Consider the following 14,488-nt stretch of genomic DNA (forward strand, 5'->3'; position numbering starts at 1 on the left):
CAATGCGACGATCGATGAAGATCGCCACCGCCGGGGTGGCCCTCTTCGGCCTCATCGCGCTCGCCGGGTGCACGACCGACCCGTCCGTGGCGCCGGCGGAGTCGGAGAACCCCGAGCAGGCGGCGGAGACGACCGAGTGGTTCGACCAGGAGCTGTTCGACAAGCAGGACGAGGAGCGCGGCGTGGAACCCCAGGGTCCCGCCGACGAGCCCTACCTGCAGCACATCAACGCCGAGATGGTCGACACGTCCGAGTTCGCCAGCGCCGGGGCCAAGAAGGCCTGCTTCGCGAACGCCTCGATCTCCAACCCGTGGCGGCAGACGGGCTGGATCACCATGAACGAGCAGCTCAAGGCGCTGCAGGAGGCCGGGGCGATCAGCGAGATGGAGACGCGCGACGCGCAGGACTCCGATGACACGCAGATCGCCGACATCGACTACTTCATCTCGGAGGGGAACTGCGACGTGTTCCTCATCTCGCCGAACAGCACGGCGGCCATGACGCCCGCCGTCGACCGGGCGTGCGAGACCGGGAAGCCCGTGGTGGTGTTCGACCGCGGTGTGAACACCGACTGCCCCGTCACCTTCATCCACCCCATCGGCGGCTTCGCCTGGGGCATCGACACGGCCGAGTTCCTGATCGACAACCTGGAGGAGGGCGACAAGGTCGTGGCCCTGCGCATCCTCCCCGGCGTCGACGTGCTGGAGCACCGCTGGGCCGGTGCCGAGAAGCTGTTCGACGAGGCGGGCATCGAGGCCGTGGACTACTTCACGGGCGCCGACCCGGCGGAGATCAAGAGCATCATCAGCGACGAGCTCGCCAAGGGCGACGTCGACGGCATCTGGATGGACGCCGGTGACGGCGCCGTCGCGGCCATCGAGGCGTTCGAGGACGCCGGCGCGGACTACCCGGTCATGACCGGTGAGGACGAGATGAGCTTCCTGCGCAAGTGGAAGGACACGGGCCTCACCGGCCTCGCCCCGGTGTACTCGAACTTCCAGTGGCGCACCCCGCTGCTCGCGGCGCAGATGATCTTCGCCGGCCAGGAGGTGCCGAAGGAGTGGGTGCTGCCGCAGAAGCCCATCACCGAGGCGGAGCTGGACGACTACCTGGCGGCGAACGAGGGCATGCCCGACGGCCACTACGCCAAGTTCGGCGGGGAGAACCTCCCCGGGTACCCGACGGTGTGGCAGGAGCGGCAGATCCCGTAACCGCCTGCGCTCCCGCCCTTCCGCTCCGTGTCACCGGGGTGGGAGGGTGGGAGCGACTCCCTGATCGAAGGACAACGATGCCCCGCACGATCGCCGTCAACACCTGGGTGTGGACGTCTCCGCTCACCGACGAGACGCTGGAGCCGCTCGCGCACACCGCCGCACGGATGGGCTACGACGCCCTGGAACTGCCGCTGGAGAACCCCGGCGACTGGGACCCCGTGCGGGCGCGTGCCGTGCTGGACGGCCTCGGGATGGGCGCGGTCCTGGTCGGCGCGATGGGGCAGGGGCGGTCGCTCGTGGCACGCGCGGGCGACGTGCCGGCGACGCAGGACTACCTGCGCGCCTGCCTCGACGCGGCCGCGATCCTCCGTTCCCCGGTCGTGGCCGGTCCGTTCTACGCGCCCACCGGGGCGACCTGGCGGATGGACGCGGAGGAGCGCACCGCGGTCGTGGCCGAGCTGCGGGAGAACCTGGCGCCCCTGGCGGACGAGGCGGCGGCCGCCGGGCTCATCCTCGCCGTCGAGCCCCTCAACCGGTATGAGACGAGCGTGCTCAACACGGTCGCGCAGAGCCTCGACGCGCTCGAGCCGCTGCTGGGCGCGGGCGTGGGGCTCGCCCTCGACACGTACCACCTCAACATCGAGGAGAAGCGGCCGGCCGACGCGATCAGGGCCGCGGGATCCGCGATCGCCCACGTGCAGGTGTGCGGCAGCGACCGCGGGGCGGTGGGCGACGACCACACCGACTGGCCGGGCATCCTCGCGGCGCTCGACGACGCGGGCTACCGCGGGGTGCTCGGGCTGGAGAGCTTCACCGGCGAGAACGCGACGATCGCGGTCGCGGCGTCGGTGTGGCGCCCGCTCGCTGCGAGCCAGGACGAGCTCGCCGCGCGCAGCATCGCCCATCTCCGCGCCCTCGGGGCCTGACCCCGCGACCCCGACCCCCGTACCCCGACCCCCGTACCCGCGACCAAGGAGGATCCATGAGCACTCGTCCGGTCACCCTGTTCACCGGCCAGTGGGCCGACCTGCCGTTCGAGGAGGTAGCCCGGCTCGCCGCCGAGTGGGGCTACGACGGGCTGGAGGTCGCGGCATCGGGGGACCACCTCGACCTGCGCCGCGCCGACGAGGACGACGCCTACCTCGCCTCGCGCCGCGAGATCCTCGACCGACACGGCCTGCGGCTCTTCGCGATCTCGAACCACCTGGCGGGCCAGGCCGTGTGCGACGCCCCGATCGACTTCCGCCATCAGGGCATCCTGCGCCCGTACGTGTGGGGCGACGGCGAGGCCGAAGGGGTGCGGCAGCGAGCGGCCGAGGACATGACGCGCGCCGCCCGGGTCGCCCGCAAGCTCGGGGTCGACACGGTCGTGGGCTTCACCGGCTCGTCCATCTGGCCCTACGTGGCGATGTTCCCGCCCGTGCCCGCCGCCGTGATCGAGCAGGGGTTCCAGGACTTCGCCGACCGCTGGAACCCGATCCTCGACGTGTTCGACGGCGAGGGCGTGCGGTTCGCGCACGAGGTGCACCCGGGTGAGATCGCCTACGACTACTGGTCGAGCGTGCGTGCGCTCGACGCGATCGACCACCGCGAGGCGTTCGGGTTCAACTGGGACCCCTCGCACATGATGTGGCAGAACATCGACCCGGTCGGGTTCATCGTCGACTTCGCCGACCGCATCTACCACGTGGACTGCAAGGACACCCGGATGCGTCCGCACAACGGCCGGGCGGGCGTGCTCGGGTCGCACCTGCCGTGGGGCGACCCGCGGCGCGGCTGGGACTTCGTGTCGACCGGTCACGGTGACGTGCCGTGGGAGGACGCCTTCCGGGCACTCGACGCGATCGGCTACGACGGCCCGATCTCGATCGAGTGGGAGGACGCCGGCATGGACCGGCTCCACGGTGCCCCCGAAGCGCTCGGCTTCGTGCGGTCGCTGCTGTGGCCGCCGCCCGAGGCCGCGTTCGACGCCGCCTTCAGCAACCAGTAGGGGCCGGACCTCGGCCTGGATGGGCCAGGCCCCGCGCAGGCGGATGGGCCAGGCCCCGCGCAGGCGGGTGGATCAGGGCTCGCGCAGGCGGGGGGATCAGGGCTCGCGCAGGCGGACGAGGCGCTCGTGCCCCGTCTCCTCGAGCTCGGCGATGTCGTCGCGCGACTTCAGGAAGTCGGAGAACGACCGGTAGCCGAGCGCCTTCTCGCTGAAGGACGGGTCCATGCGGCGCATGTGCGTCTTGACCGCTGAGCTGTGCAGCCACTCGTCGGCATCGGCCTTGTCGTGCCCGAGGCGCAGCGCCCGCTCCAGCAGACGCGTGGCCTCGCCCTGGTCGTCGATCTTCTCCTCGACCTTGGGCTCCTCGGTCTTCGCGGCCTTGGCCTTCGCGCGCGTCTTGGGCGCCGCCTTCGGCTTGGTCGCGGTGTCCGCCGGTGGGGCCGCGAGTTCCGCCGGGGCTTCCGCGGGCGTGCGGTTCACGCTCTTCGCCGGGCGGGCGACACCGGGCAGCGAGTCGTACGACTCGAACTCGTCGCACGCGGCGGCGAGCGACTTCGCGGTGGAGCCGGCCACGCCGACCCCGATCACGTAGCGGCCGAGGCGCTTGCAGCGCTGCGCGAGCGGCACGTAGTCGCTGTCGCCCGCCACGATCACCACGTGGGTGAGGTCGGGCAGGCGGAACATGTCCTCCACCGCGTCGACCGCGAGCCGGATGTCGGCGCCGTTCTTGGCGTACGCGGCGGCCGGGAACAGCTGCACCAGGTCGACCGCACGGGCCACGAGCTGCGAGCGGTACTCGGCGTTCACGGGCGACGACCAGTCGGCGTAGGCCCTGGTGAGCACGAGGGTGCCGAACGAGGCGGCGTAGTCGATGATGGCGCCGACCTCGATCATCGCCCTGTTCAACCGCTCGGCGACCTCGGGGTCGTTCGGGTTCTCGGTGATGCGCTGGCGGTCCTTGCCGTACGAGTTGCGGCCGTGGACGCGGTCGTACCAGGAGATGACGATGTTGTCGAAGTCGAGGTAGACCGCGACACGGGCGTCGGGGGTCTCAGCCACGGTGGTCCTCCTCGCCGGGGTAGCGGACGCCGATCTGGGCGCGGATCTCGTCGAGCGCCCCCATGATCGCGACGCTCTCGGCGATCGGGAGGATGTCGCCGGCGAGGTTCCCCTCGGCCACGAGACGCTCCGCCGCGATCGCCTCGAACTGCATCCCGCGCCCGGTGATGTCGGTCACGTACTCCTCCGCGACCGTGCCGTCGGGCAGCACCAGACGGAACGTGGTGGGCGCGTACCAGACGCGATCGATGTCGATGCGGGCGGCGGTGCCCACGATGCTCGCCGCGTTGGGGCCCGCGCCGCGCGAGGACGACAGGCTGGTCGACACTGCGCCGCCCTCGTGCGTCATGACCGTGGCGACCTCGGAGTCGGCGCCCGTCTCGACCAGGCGGCCCACCGCGCGGATGCTGGTGGGGGCACCCAGGATGTCCCAGATGAACGAGATCGGGTAGATGCCGAGGTCGAGCAGCGCGCCGCCGCCCAGCTCCAGCGCGTTCAGGCGGTGCGCCGGGTCGGTCGGCAGGAGCTGCGTGTGGTCGGCGCTCACGGTGCGGATCTCGCCCAGCGCCCCCTCGGCGATCAGCTCGCGGATGCGCACCATGTGCGGCAGATACCTGGTCCACATGGCCTCGGTGACCAGCAGGCCGCGCTCGGCGGCGAGCGCCTGCAGGTCGGCGGCCTCGGTCTGGTTCAGCGTGAACGCCTTCTCGACCAGCACGTGCTTGCCGTGCTCCAGGGCGAGCCGGGCGTTCTCGTGGTGCATCGGATGGGGTGTGGAGACGTAGATGATGTCGACGTCGGGATCCGCCACGAGCGCCTCGTACGAGGCGTGCGCGTGCGGGATGTCGAACCGCGCGGCGAACGCGTCGGCGGACTCCTGCGAGCGCGAGCCGACCGCGACCAGGTCGAGGCCCGCCGTGCGCAGGTCGGAAGCGAAGGCGCCGGCGATGCCGCCGGTCGCGAGGATTCCCCAACGAAGACCAGTCATCCTCTCAGCGTAGAGGGTGGGGTGGACATGTCGCCGTGTGACGTCGCGTGACCCCCGGCTTCCGCGCCGTGGTCGCCGCCGTCCCGCGCTCCTAGCGTGACGGCATGACCGAACCCCTCGTGATCGGCGCCATGGTGCGCACGCTCGGTGCCTACCCGTCCGGCTGGCGTCACCCCGGAGCACACCGCGACCCCGCACGCGACGCCGAGGTCCTGCGGCGCATCGCCGCGGCGGGCGAGGAGGCCGGGCTCGACTACCTGTTCTTCGGCGACTGGCTCGCGACGGGCCCCGACCTGGAGTTCCGCGACCCGTACCTGCTCGCGCGCATCGACCCGGTCAGCGCCGTGCTGTTCCTGGCCGGCCTCACCTCGCGCATCGGGCTCATCGCGACCGTCAACACGACCTACGCGGATCCGTACACGACCGCGCGGTCGCTGGCGTCGCTCGACGTGCTCTCGGGCGGACGCGCCGGGGTGAACCTGGTCACCGGGGCCGAGCCGCGCGCGGCGGGCAACCACGGACGCGAGGCGCACGCCGACAACGAGACCCGCTACGACCGGGCGGAGGAGTTCGTCACGGCGCTGCGCCGGCTCTGGGACTCGTGGGACGCCGACGCCTGGATCGCCGACGCCGAACGCGGGGTGCTGATCGACGCCGACCGGCTGCGCGCCGCGAACCTGGAGGGCGCGCACGTGCGCGTGACGGGACCGCTCAACGTCGCACGACCGCCGCAGGGGCGCATCCCGGTGGTGCACGCCGGCACGTCGCCGCGGTCGCGTGCGCTCGCCGCGACCGCGGCCGACCTCGCCCTCATCGCCTCGCCGACCCTGGCCGACGCGGTCGCCACGCGGCGGGGGCTGCGGGAGATCGCGGCGGAGGCCGGGCGCTCGCCGGAGGAACTGCGGGTGATCGCGCCCGTGCTGCCCGTGGTCGCCGAGACGCACGCCGAGGCGCAGCGCATCGTGGCGCGGTTGCTCGCGCTCGTGCCGCTCGCGGAGGGGCATCAGGTCGAGCGCCCCGGTTTCCCGGCGAACCGCACGGTCGCGGCGCTCGCGGACGCCCTCGACGTGCCGGGGGACGACCCCCTGCGCGACGCGGCCTTCGACGCCCCCGTCGCTCCCGCCGAGGCGCTGCGCCTCGGCGGACGAGGGGCCGCCCTGATCGAGCGCGTGGCCCACCTCGCGGGTCTCGGCATCGGCGCCGACGCAGCCCTCACCTGGCGGCATCTGGTCGCCGCGCACGCCGTGCCCGCCGCGTTCGTGGTCGGTGACGCCGCCGCGGTCGCCGACCACTTCGAGACGTGGCGCGACGCGGGAGCGGCCGACGGGTTCAACGTGCTCTCGGCGTTCCAGCCCGCGCAGTTCGAGGCGTTCACGCACCTGGCGGCGCCCGAGCTGCGGCGACGCGGACTGCTGCGCGAGCACGGCGACGGCGCGATCACGCTGCGCGACCGCCTGCGTGTGACGTCGCGTGTCGATGCGTGACCGCGGGTGTCGCCGGGCGACCTTCCGCGTCCGCCGCCCGGCGCGCACCGCCCGCCGCTTCCTAGCGTGAACCCCACGCCGCACCCGTACCCACCTGCACCCACCCGCACCCCCGAGGAGTCCTCCGCATGAACCGCCGCCTGATCCGCACCGCCGCCGTCGCGCTGCCCCTCGTCCTGGCCGGGAGCCTCGCCGCGTGCGCGACCTCCGCCGCCCCCGCCGGCACACCGACCGACGCCGGGGCCCCTGTCACGGGCGGCACGCTCACGTACCTGGAGCACCAGGCCTACACGAACCTGTACCCGCCGCAGGCCGGCTTCTACCCGAACGGCGGCATCGTCAACAACATCGCCGCCCGGCTCACGTGGCAGAACCCGGAGACGCTCGAGATCGAGCCGTGGGTCGCCGCGGACTGGACCGTGAACGACGACGCCACCGAGTACACGTTCGACCTGAACCCCGGCGTCACCTTCTCGGACGGCACGCCCCTCGACGCCGCCGCCGTCGCGAAGAACTTCGACACCTACGGCCTGGGCGACGCCGACCGCGGGCTCACCGTGTCCGAGGCGATCAACAACTACGCCGGCAGCGAGGTGGTCGACGAGGACACCGTCACGTTCCGCTTCTCCGCCCCGTCGCCCGGGTTCCTGCAGGCCACGTCCACCATCAACTCCGGCCTGCTGTCACCCGATACGCTCGACGGCACGATCGAGGACTTCGGCGCGGGCAATGCGGCCGACATCGTCGGCTCCGGTCCGTTCACCGTCACCGACGAGAAGCTCGGCACGGAGTACACCCTCGCCGCGCGCGACGACTACGCCTGGGGTCCGGAGAGCGCCGACAACGACGGCCGCCCGTACCTCGACGCCGTGCACGTGCTGATCACCCCGGAGGACTCCGTGCGCATCGGCTCGCTGCTCGCGGGGCAGGCCGACTACGTGCGCTACGTGCAGGCGTTCGACGAGGACCGTGTGGAGGGCGCCGGCTTCACGCTCTACGCCCCGCAGACCCGCGGCGTGAACAACTCGATCGCCCTGCGGCCGGACAACCCGCTGCTCTCCGACATCCGCGTGCGCCAGGCGATCATCGCGGCCGTGAACGCGCAGGAGGTGGTCGACACGCTCTTCACCGAGAACTACCCGGTGGCGACGTCGGTGCTGTCCTCCCAGGCGGTCGGCTACAAGGACGAGTCGGAGCACTACACCTTCGACCCCGACCGGGCCGAGGAACTGCTCGACGAGGCCGGCTGGACGCCCGCAGGCGACGGCATCAGGGAGAAGGACGGCGAGCGCCTCGCGATCACGGTCTACGAGGCGAAGCCGCAGCCGCTGTCGAAGCAGACGCTGGAGCTGATCGCCCAGCAGCTCGCGAAGGTCGGCGTCGAGCTGACCGTGAAGCCCGGCGATGCCGGCACCTATGCCGAGGACACGCGAGACCCGCTGAAGACCGGGTTCTATCACTCGATGGTCGGACGCGCCGACCTCGACGTGATCAAGAGCCAGTACTTCACGAAGAACCGCGACGTGCTGATCTCGCAGGACGCGACGCTCGACGAGCTGCTGCTCGCCGTGGCCTCCGAGCCCGACGCCGACGCGCGCATCGCCGCGTCGCAGGCCGTGCAGGACTACATCGCCGAGCAGGCCTACGTGATCCCGCTGTTCGAGGAGCCGCAGGTCTACGGTGCCGCGACGTACGTGCACGGCGTGGCGTTCGAGTCGGTCGGGCGCCCCACGTTCTCCGGCGTCTGGCTCGCGGAGCACTGAGGGCGACGGTGACGCGATGAGCTTCGTCCTCCGACGAGCCGGGCAGGCCGCGATCGTGCTGGTCGCGGCCTTCACGGCCACCTTCTTCCTGCTGCAGCTCCTGCCGGGCGACGCGATCCTGATCAAGTTCTCCGACCCGAGCCTCGGGCTCTCGCCGGAGCAGCTCGACGGGATCCGCGCGACCTATGGCGCCGACCTGCCGTGGTGGGAGCAGTACGCGCACGCCGGGCTCGGCTTCCTCGCCGGCGACTTCGGCTACTCGACGCAGTTCGGCACCCCGGTGCGCACGATGCTGGCCGAGGCGCTGCCCGCCACCTTGCTGCTCGCGTCGCTCGGGCTCGCGGTGGCGCTCGTGCTGGCCGTGCTGATCGCCGGGCTGTCGTCGCTGGCGCCGTTCGCGTGGCTGCGCACGGGACTGCGCCAGGTGCCTGGCCTCTTCGTCGCGGTGCCGGTGTTCTGGCTCGGGATCCTGCTCATCCAGGTGTTTTCGTTCGGCCTCGGCTGGGTGCCGATCGTGGGAGCCGACCCGGTGAGCGGTCTCGTGCTGCCCGTGCTCACCCTGGCCGTGCCGATCTCCGCGCCCCTCGCCCAGGTGCTGGTGCGGGCGATCGACCAGGTGCAGGCGCAGCCGTTCGTGACGGTGCTGCGGGCGAAGGGCGCACCGCCGGCGTGGGTGCTCACGCGCTCGGTCGCGCGCAACGCGGCGGTGCCGACGCTCACGATCGCGGGCGTGCTGTTCGGTGAGCTCGTGGGCGGCGCCGTCGTGACGGAGACCGTGTTCGGCCGGACCGGGATCGGACGCCTCACGGAGCAGGCCGTCGCGAACCAGGACATCCCGGTGCTGCAGGGGGTGGTGCTGCTGTCGGCACTCGGCTTCGTGCTCATCAGCTTCGCGGTCGACCTCGCCACGCCGCTCATCGACCCGCGGCAGCGCACCTCCGCCCGCCGCGGTCGCCCCGAACCCCGCCGGACGCTGCAGGAGGCCACCGCATGACCGCGCCCGTGATCGCCGAGACCGCGGACGCCGTCTCCGCGACCCCCTCGGCCCCCGCCCCCGCCGCGACCCCGCGGCGCCGTCGCGGCCTGCGTCGCCGCCCGTGGGGGCTCTACCTGGCCGTCGCCGCGGTGGCGCTCGCGGTGCTCTGGGCGCTGATCCCCGGGGTGTTCGCGCCGGGCGACCCGCTCACGGGCGTGCCGGCCGACAAGCTGCTGCCACCGAGCGCCGCGCACTGGTTCGGCACGGACACGCTCGGCCGCGACCTGTTCGGCCGGGTCGTGCACGGCGCGGTGCACTCGCTCTCCGGCGCGCTGATCGCGGTGACGGTCGGCCTCGCCCTGGGCACGGTGCTCGGTGCGATCGCCGGATCGGTCGGCGGGATCGTGGACGACGTGCTGATGCGCATCGTCGACGTGCTCCTGGCGATCCCCGGCCTGCTGCTGTCGCTGTCGGTGATCATCCTGCTCGGGTTCGGCACCGTCAACGCGGCCATCGCGGTGGGACTCGGCAGCGTCGCGGCGTTCGCGCGCCTGATGCGCGCCGAGGTCGCGCGGGTGCGGCGCACCGAGTACGTCGAGGCGGCGTTCGGCAGTGGCGGGACGTTCGTCGCCGTGCTGCGCCGCCACGTGCTGCCCAACTCGCTCACCCCGATCGTCGCGCTCGCCGCGCTCCAGTTCGGCACCGCGATCCTCGCCATCTCCACGCTCGGGTTCCTCGGCTACGGCGCTCCGCCGCCCACGCCCGAGTGGGGCCTGCTGATCGCCGAGGGGCGCAACTACATCGCGACGGCCTGGTGGCTCACCGCCCTCCCCGGCCTCGTCGTGGTCGCGGTGGTGCTCAGCGCCAACCGCATCAGCCATCGCCTCGGAAGGGGAGTGCGATGAGTGTTACCCGCCACCGCCTCGGAAGGGGAGTGCGATGAGTGCGGGCCCCGTCCTCGCCGCCACCGACCTCACGGTGTCGTATGGCGACCGCGAGGTCGTGCACGGCATCTCGTTCGACATCGCCGAGGGCGAGACGCTCGCGCTCGTCGGCGAGTCCGGGTCGGGCAAGTCCACCACGGCGCACGCGCTGCTGGGGCTGCTGCCGGAGGGTGGCCGCGTCGACGCGGGGCGCGTTCTCCTCGGCGAGCTCGACATCGCCGGCTGGAGCGACCGCGCCCTGCGCAGCATCCGCGGCCCCGAGATCGGGCTCGTGCCGCAGGACCCCACCACCTCGCTCGACCCCGTGCGCCCGGTCGGGGTGCAGGTGGAGGAGATCCTGCGCCTGCACGGGCACCGGGACCGGAGGTCGCGCAGGGCCAGGGCGATCGAGCTGCTCGACCGCGTGGGCATCGACGACCCGGGGCTGCGCGCACGGCAGTACCCGCACGAGCTCTCCGGCGGCATGCGGCAGCGGGTGCTGATCGCGACCGCGGTGGCGCTGCGCCCGCGGCTGCTGATCGCGGACGAGCCCACCAGCGCGCTCGACGCCACGGTGCAGCGCACGGTGCTCGACCTTCTCGACGAGCTCCAGCGCGAGGAGGGCACGAGCATCCTGCTGGTGACGCACGACCTGGGGGTCGCGGCCGACCGTGCCGCGCGGCTCGTGGTGCTCAAGGACGGCCGCATCGTCGAGCAGGGGGCGAGCGACGCGGTGCTCGCGGCGCCGCGGGAGCCGTACACGCGGCAGCTGCTCGCCGACGCGCCCGCCTTCGCGACCGGGTTCCGCCGGCCGGACGCACCGCCGTTCCTGCGGGATGCGGCCGCGGTCGCCGCCGAGAACCCCTACGCGATCGTCGCCGAGGGGCTCGTGAAGGAGTTCCGCGTGGCGGGTCGCGAGCGGTTCCGCGCGGTGGACGACGTGTCGTTCCGCGTGCGCCGCGCCACCACGCACGCGCTCGTGGGGGAGTCGGGCTCGGGCAAGACCACCACGGCACGACTCGTCACCCGGTTCCACCGCCCTGATGCCGGATCGATCGAGGTCGCCGGGGCCGACGTGACGGCCGCGACGGGGGCGCCGCTGCGCGCGCTGCGCCGGCGCATCCAGCTCGTGTACCAGAACCCGTTCGCGTCGCTCGATCCGCGGCAGCACGTCGTCGACATCGTCGCGGAGCCCCTGCAGAACTTCCGCGTCGGCGGCAGGGCCGAACGGCGGGAGCGCGCACTCGCACTGCTCGACCGGGTGGCGCTGCCGGCCGACGTCGCCCGCCGCACCCCGCGGGAGCTGTCGGGCGGGCAGCGGCAGCGCGTCGCGATCGCCCGTGCCCTCGCGATCGACCCGGAGATCGTGGTGCTCGACGAGGCGGTGTCCGCGCTCGACGTGACGGTGCAGGCCCGCATCCTCGAGCTGCTCACCTCGCTGCAGGCCGAGCTCGGGCTCACCTACCTCTTCATCTCGCACGACCTCGCGGTGGTGCGGCGCATCAGTCACACGGTGTCGGTCATGCGCCGCGGCCGTGTGGTGGAGGAGGGCCGGACCGAGGAGCTGTTCCACGACCCGCAGCACGAGTACACCAGGGAGCTGCTCGCCGCCGTGCCCGGCGTCGGCGACGCTCCCCAGAGCCGAGAGGTCCTCGCATGACCGCACCAGCCGCCGCACCCACCGTGGCGTTCTTCACCCGTCTGCTCGACGATGCGTCGCCCGCCGATCGCTACGCGCTGGCCACGGCGCAGCTCCAGCACGCGGAGCGGCACGGCATCGGTCGTGCGTGGGTCGCGCAGCATCACTTCCGCGCCGCGGAGGGCGGGCTGCCGTCGCCGCTCGTGTTCCTGGCGCACGCCGCGGCGCATACGAACCGCCTCCGGCTCGGCACCGGGGTGATCACGCTGCCACTGGAAGACCCGGTGCGCGTGGCGGAGGACGCGGTGGTCGCCGACCTGCTCTCCGGCGGGCGTCTCGATCTCGGGCTCGGCAGCGGGGGCACGCCCTCGTCGTTCGTGCCGTTCGGGGAGGATGCGCGCGACAAGGCCGCCACGTACGACCGCAAGCTGCGCGTGCTGCTCGACGCGCTCGCGGGCGAGGACGTCGGCGGCGACAACACCCTGTACCCCGACCCGGGCGACCTCGCCTCGCGCGTCTGGCAGGCGACGTTCTCGGCCGCGGGCGGGCGCCGCGCGGGTGTGCACGGCCACGGGCTGCTGCTCTCGCGCACGCAGCCGCGCACGGCCGAGCGCCTCCGCGCGCCGCTGTCGGAGCTGCAGGACCCCATCATCGACGCCTACCTCGACGCGCTGCCGGCCGGCGTCACGCCGCGCATCACGGCCTCGCGCACCGTGTTCGTGGCGGATGGCAGGGCCGAGGCGCTGCGGTTCGCGGAGGTCGGGCTGCGGCGCGCCGCGGAGGGCTTCCGCCGCCAGGGGCAGACGATCCCGGGCGACGACCTCGACGACCTGATCGCCGCGCTCGACACCCACCTGGGCACGCCGGAGGAGGTGGCCGCCTCGCTCGCGGACGACGCGACGCTGTCCCGCGCGACCGAGGTCGCGATCCAGGTGCACTCGGTCGACGCGCCCCACGAGCACGTGCTGCGCTCGATCGAGCTGTTCGCCGCCGAGGTCGCCCCGGCACTCGGCTACGCCCTCACCCCGTCCCCCGCGGACACGACCCTCAAGGAGAACGCATGACCGACGACATCGTCGACCGCATCGCGGAGGTGACGCCGGGGCTCGACGCGCTGCGGCGGCGCCGTCCGATCACGCGCGAGCAGCTGCAGGCGAGCTTCGACGCGCTGTTCCGCCCCGTCTCGGTGCAGCACGCGTCCCAGGCCGAGCGCGAGCTGATCGCGGCCTTCGCGACCGGACTCGCCGGCGCCGACGACCCCACCGCGCTGTTCTACGCCGACCGGGCGGAGGCCGCCGATCCCGAGCGCGCCGCGGTGGTTAGGGCCGAGCTGGCCGGGGCCGCCGCCACCGGTCCGTTCGGCGCGTACACCGAGGCCGGGCTCCAGGGGGAGAGCACCGACGGGCTGAGGTATGCGCCGGACGCCACCGCCACGGACGCTCTGGGCGGGCGAATGGCCGCCGCGCTCGCCCACGCGCACCTGCTGGTGCTGCGGCCGCGCGAGGCCTCGGCCGCCGACCTGGGCCGCCTGCTCGACGCGGGGTGGACGCCCGACGGCATCGTCACGGTGTCGCAGCTCGTGTCGTTCCTGGCGTTCCAGCAGCGCGTCGTGACCGGGCTCCGCGTGCTCGCCGCCGCCGGACTCGCGACCGCCACCACCGCCGCCACCACCGCCACGACCGTGCCCACCGCCGCGTCCACCGAGGAGGAGGCCGCATGACCACCGCCGACGCCACCGCTGCCACCGAGCCCGACACCACCGACACCACCGATCCCGACACCACCACCGAGCCCGACACCACCGACACCACCGACACCGCCGACACCGTGCTCCGACACGACGACGCCCCGCACCCGCACGGGTTCACGCGCGCCGAGGTCGGGTGGACGCCGCACCTGCCCCCGCTCGCGGAGGACGAGCTGACCGAGCGGCACTATGACGGCCTGGTCGACACCGCTCGCGCCAAGAACGACTACTTCCGTCTGCTCGCGCGCGACCCCGAGGTGCTCCGGGCGCGCACCCTGGTCGACAAGGACATCTTCTACAACGTCGCCGACGGACTGCCCAGGGCCGATCGTGAGCTGGCGGCCACCGCGGCCTCGCGGCGCAACGGCTGCGTGTTCTGCGCCTCGGTGCACTCGCGCTTCGCGGCGCATCACAGCAAGCGGCCGGACGACGTGGACCGGCTGCTCGACGAGGGCGTGTCCGCCCACCTCGGCGAGCGGTGGAACGCGATCGTCGCGGCCTCCGTCGCGCTGACCGAGACGCCCAGCGCGTTCGGGCCCGACCACATCGCGCTCCTGCGATCCGCGGGGCTCGACGACGGCGAGATCGCCGACGTGGTGCACGGCGCCGCGTTCTTCAACTGGGCGAACCGGCTGATGCTGTCGCTCGGTCGACCCGTGGCTCCGGCCTGAGCCGGACGGCCCCGGCTCCGGCACCAGGGTGATG

At 73.0% G+C, this 14,488-nt stretch carries 13 protein-coding genes; 11 read left to right on the forward strand and 2 right to left on the reverse strand.

Annotated features, from left to right (window positions below):
* The first annotated feature begins 14 nt into the window (after window positions 1-14).
* The 3 genes from ACFV3I_RS17545 to ACFV3I_RS17555 all read left to right on the forward strand — a co-directional run bounded on the left by ACFV3I_RS17545 (window position 15) and on the right by ACFV3I_RS17555 (window position 3,204).
* On the forward strand, window positions 15-1,211 hold the full coding sequence (locus tag ACFV3I_RS17545) for a substrate-binding domain-containing protein (RefSeq protein ID WP_372490612.1): 1,197 nt from the start codon (window positions 15-17) through the stop codon (window positions 1,209-1,211).
* A 77-nt stretch (window positions 1,212-1,288) separates the two neighbouring features.
* Entirely contained in the window at window positions 1,289-2,140 is an 852-nt protein-coding gene (locus tag ACFV3I_RS17550; protein ID WP_378803881.1) for a sugar phosphate isomerase/epimerase family protein, read from the forward strand.
* Between the two features lie 56 nt (window positions 2,141-2,196).
* Window positions 2,197-3,204, forward strand: a complete 1,008-nt coding sequence (locus ACFV3I_RS17555) for a sugar phosphate isomerase/epimerase (RefSeq protein WP_136031084.1) — start codon at window positions 2,197-2,199, stop codon at window positions 3,202-3,204.
* Window positions 3,205-3,300: 96 nt separating this feature from the next.
* Here the strand turns inward: ACFV3I_RS17555 and ACFV3I_RS17560 are convergent, their stop codons facing one another.
* Window positions 3,301-4,263, reverse strand: a complete 963-nt coding sequence (locus tag ACFV3I_RS17560; protein ID WP_136031082.1) for an NYN domain-containing protein — start codon at window positions 4,261-4,263, stop codon at window positions 3,301-3,303.
* Window positions 4,256-5,251, reverse strand: a complete 996-nt coding sequence (locus ACFV3I_RS17565; RefSeq protein WP_136031079.1) for a Gfo/Idh/MocA family protein — start codon at window positions 5,249-5,251, stop codon at window positions 4,256-4,258. Before ACFV3I_RS17565 ends, ACFV3I_RS17560 begins: the two co-directional genes overlap by 8 nt.
* 104 nt (window positions 5,252-5,355) lie before the next feature.
* Between ACFV3I_RS17565 and ACFV3I_RS17570 the strand changes: the two genes are divergently transcribed.
* The 8 genes from ACFV3I_RS17570 (at window position 5,356) to ACFV3I_RS17605 (ending at window position 14,454) form a co-directional block, all read left to right on the forward strand.
* Window positions 5,356-6,735: an NtaA/DmoA family FMN-dependent monooxygenase gene (locus ACFV3I_RS17570; RefSeq protein WP_378823821.1), complete on the forward strand. Its 1,380-nt coding sequence runs from the start codon at window positions 5,356-5,358 to the stop codon at window positions 6,733-6,735.
* 128 nt (window positions 6,736-6,863) lie between these two features.
* Window positions 6,864-8,498, forward strand: a complete 1,635-nt coding sequence (locus ACFV3I_RS17575) for a TIGR04028 family ABC transporter substrate-binding protein (RefSeq protein WP_378823822.1) — start codon at window positions 6,864-6,866, stop codon at window positions 8,496-8,498.
* A 16-nt stretch (window positions 8,499-8,514) separates the two neighbouring features.
* Entirely contained in the window at window positions 8,515-9,492 is a 978-nt protein-coding gene (locus tag ACFV3I_RS17580) for an ABC transporter permease (protein ID WP_378823824.1), read from the forward strand.
* Complete coding sequence (locus ACFV3I_RS17585; protein ID WP_247639088.1) at window positions 9,489-10,379, forward strand: ABC transporter permease; 891 nt, start codon at window positions 9,489-9,491, stop codon at window positions 10,377-10,379. Before ACFV3I_RS17580 ends, ACFV3I_RS17585 begins: the two co-directional genes overlap by 4 nt.
* 34 nt (window positions 10,380-10,413) lie before the next feature.
* Window positions 10,414-12,057 (forward strand): dipeptide ABC transporter ATP-binding protein, encoded by a 1,644-nt coding sequence (locus ACFV3I_RS17590; RefSeq protein WP_378823826.1) that lies wholly within the window; start codon window positions 10,414-10,416, stop codon window positions 12,055-12,057.
* Window positions 12,054-13,100 (forward strand): putative FMN-dependent luciferase-like monooxygenase, encoded by a 1,047-nt coding sequence (locus tag ACFV3I_RS17595; protein ID WP_378823827.1) that lies wholly within the window; start codon window positions 12,054-12,056, stop codon window positions 13,098-13,100. Before ACFV3I_RS17590 ends, ACFV3I_RS17595 begins: the two co-directional genes overlap by 4 nt.
* Window positions 13,097-13,756, forward strand: a complete 660-nt coding sequence (locus tag ACFV3I_RS17600; RefSeq protein ID WP_378823829.1) for a CMD domain protein — start codon at window positions 13,097-13,099, stop codon at window positions 13,754-13,756. Before ACFV3I_RS17595 ends, ACFV3I_RS17600 begins: the two co-directional genes overlap by 4 nt.
* Window positions 13,753-14,454 carry an alkylhydroperoxidase domain protein gene (locus ACFV3I_RS17605; RefSeq protein ID WP_136030969.1) on the forward strand — a complete coding sequence of 234 codons (702 nt, stop codon included), beginning with the start codon at window positions 13,753-13,755 and terminating at the stop codon, window positions 14,452-14,454. Before ACFV3I_RS17600 ends, ACFV3I_RS17605 begins: the two co-directional genes overlap by 4 nt.
* Window positions 14,455-14,488: the final 34 nt, after the last annotated feature.

Source organism: Microbacterium sp. NPDC059771 (assembly GCF_042732495.1).
Taxonomy (GTDB): Bacteria; Actinomycetota; Actinomycetes; order Actinomycetales; family Microbacteriaceae; genus Microbacterium; species Microbacterium sufflavum.

What these genes read in the sequence shown, in the direction of transcription:
- ACFV3I_RS17545 (WP_372490612.1), top strand. Translation starts at nt 15, where the DNA reads ATGAAGATCGCCACCGCCGGGGTGGCCCTCTTCGGCCTCATCGCGCTC.
- ACFV3I_RS17550 (WP_378803881.1), top strand. Translation starts at nt 1,289, where the DNA reads ATGCCCCGCACGATCGCCGTCAACACCTGGGTGTGGACGTCTCCGCTC.
- ACFV3I_RS17555 (WP_136031084.1), top strand. Translation starts at nt 2,197, where the DNA reads ATGAGCACTCGTCCGGTCACCCTGTTCACCGGCCAGTGGGCCGACCTG.
- ACFV3I_RS17565 (WP_136031079.1), bottom strand. Translation starts at nt 5,251, where the DNA reads ATGACTGGTCTTCGTTGGGGAATCCTCGCGACCGGCGGCATCGCCGGC.
- ACFV3I_RS17570 (WP_378823821.1), top strand. Translation starts at nt 5,356, where the DNA reads ATGACCGAACCCCTCGTGATCGGCGCCATGGTGCGCACGCTCGGTGCC.
- ACFV3I_RS17575 (WP_378823822.1), top strand. Translation starts at nt 6,864, where the DNA reads ATGAACCGCCGCCTGATCCGCACCGCCGCCGTCGCGCTGCCCCTCGTC.
- ACFV3I_RS17580 (WP_378823824.1), top strand. Translation starts at nt 8,515, where the DNA reads ATGAGCTTCGTCCTCCGACGAGCCGGGCAGGCCGCGATCGTGCTGGTC.
- ACFV3I_RS17585 (WP_247639088.1), top strand. Translation starts at nt 9,489, where the DNA reads ATGACCGCGCCCGTGATCGCCGAGACCGCGGACGCCGTCTCCGCGACC.
- ACFV3I_RS17590 (WP_378823826.1), top strand. Translation starts at nt 10,414, where the DNA reads ATGAGTGCGGGCCCCGTCCTCGCCGCCACCGACCTCACGGTGTCGTAT.
- ACFV3I_RS17595 (WP_378823827.1), top strand. Translation starts at nt 12,054, where the DNA reads ATGACCGCACCAGCCGCCGCACCCACCGTGGCGTTCTTCACCCGTCTG.
- ACFV3I_RS17600 (WP_378823829.1), top strand. Translation starts at nt 13,097, where the DNA reads ATGACCGACGACATCGTCGACCGCATCGCGGAGGTGACGCCGGGGCTC.
- ACFV3I_RS17605 (WP_136030969.1), top strand. Translation starts at nt 13,753, where the DNA reads ATGACCACCGCCGACGCCACCGCTGCCACCGAGCCCGACACCACCGAC.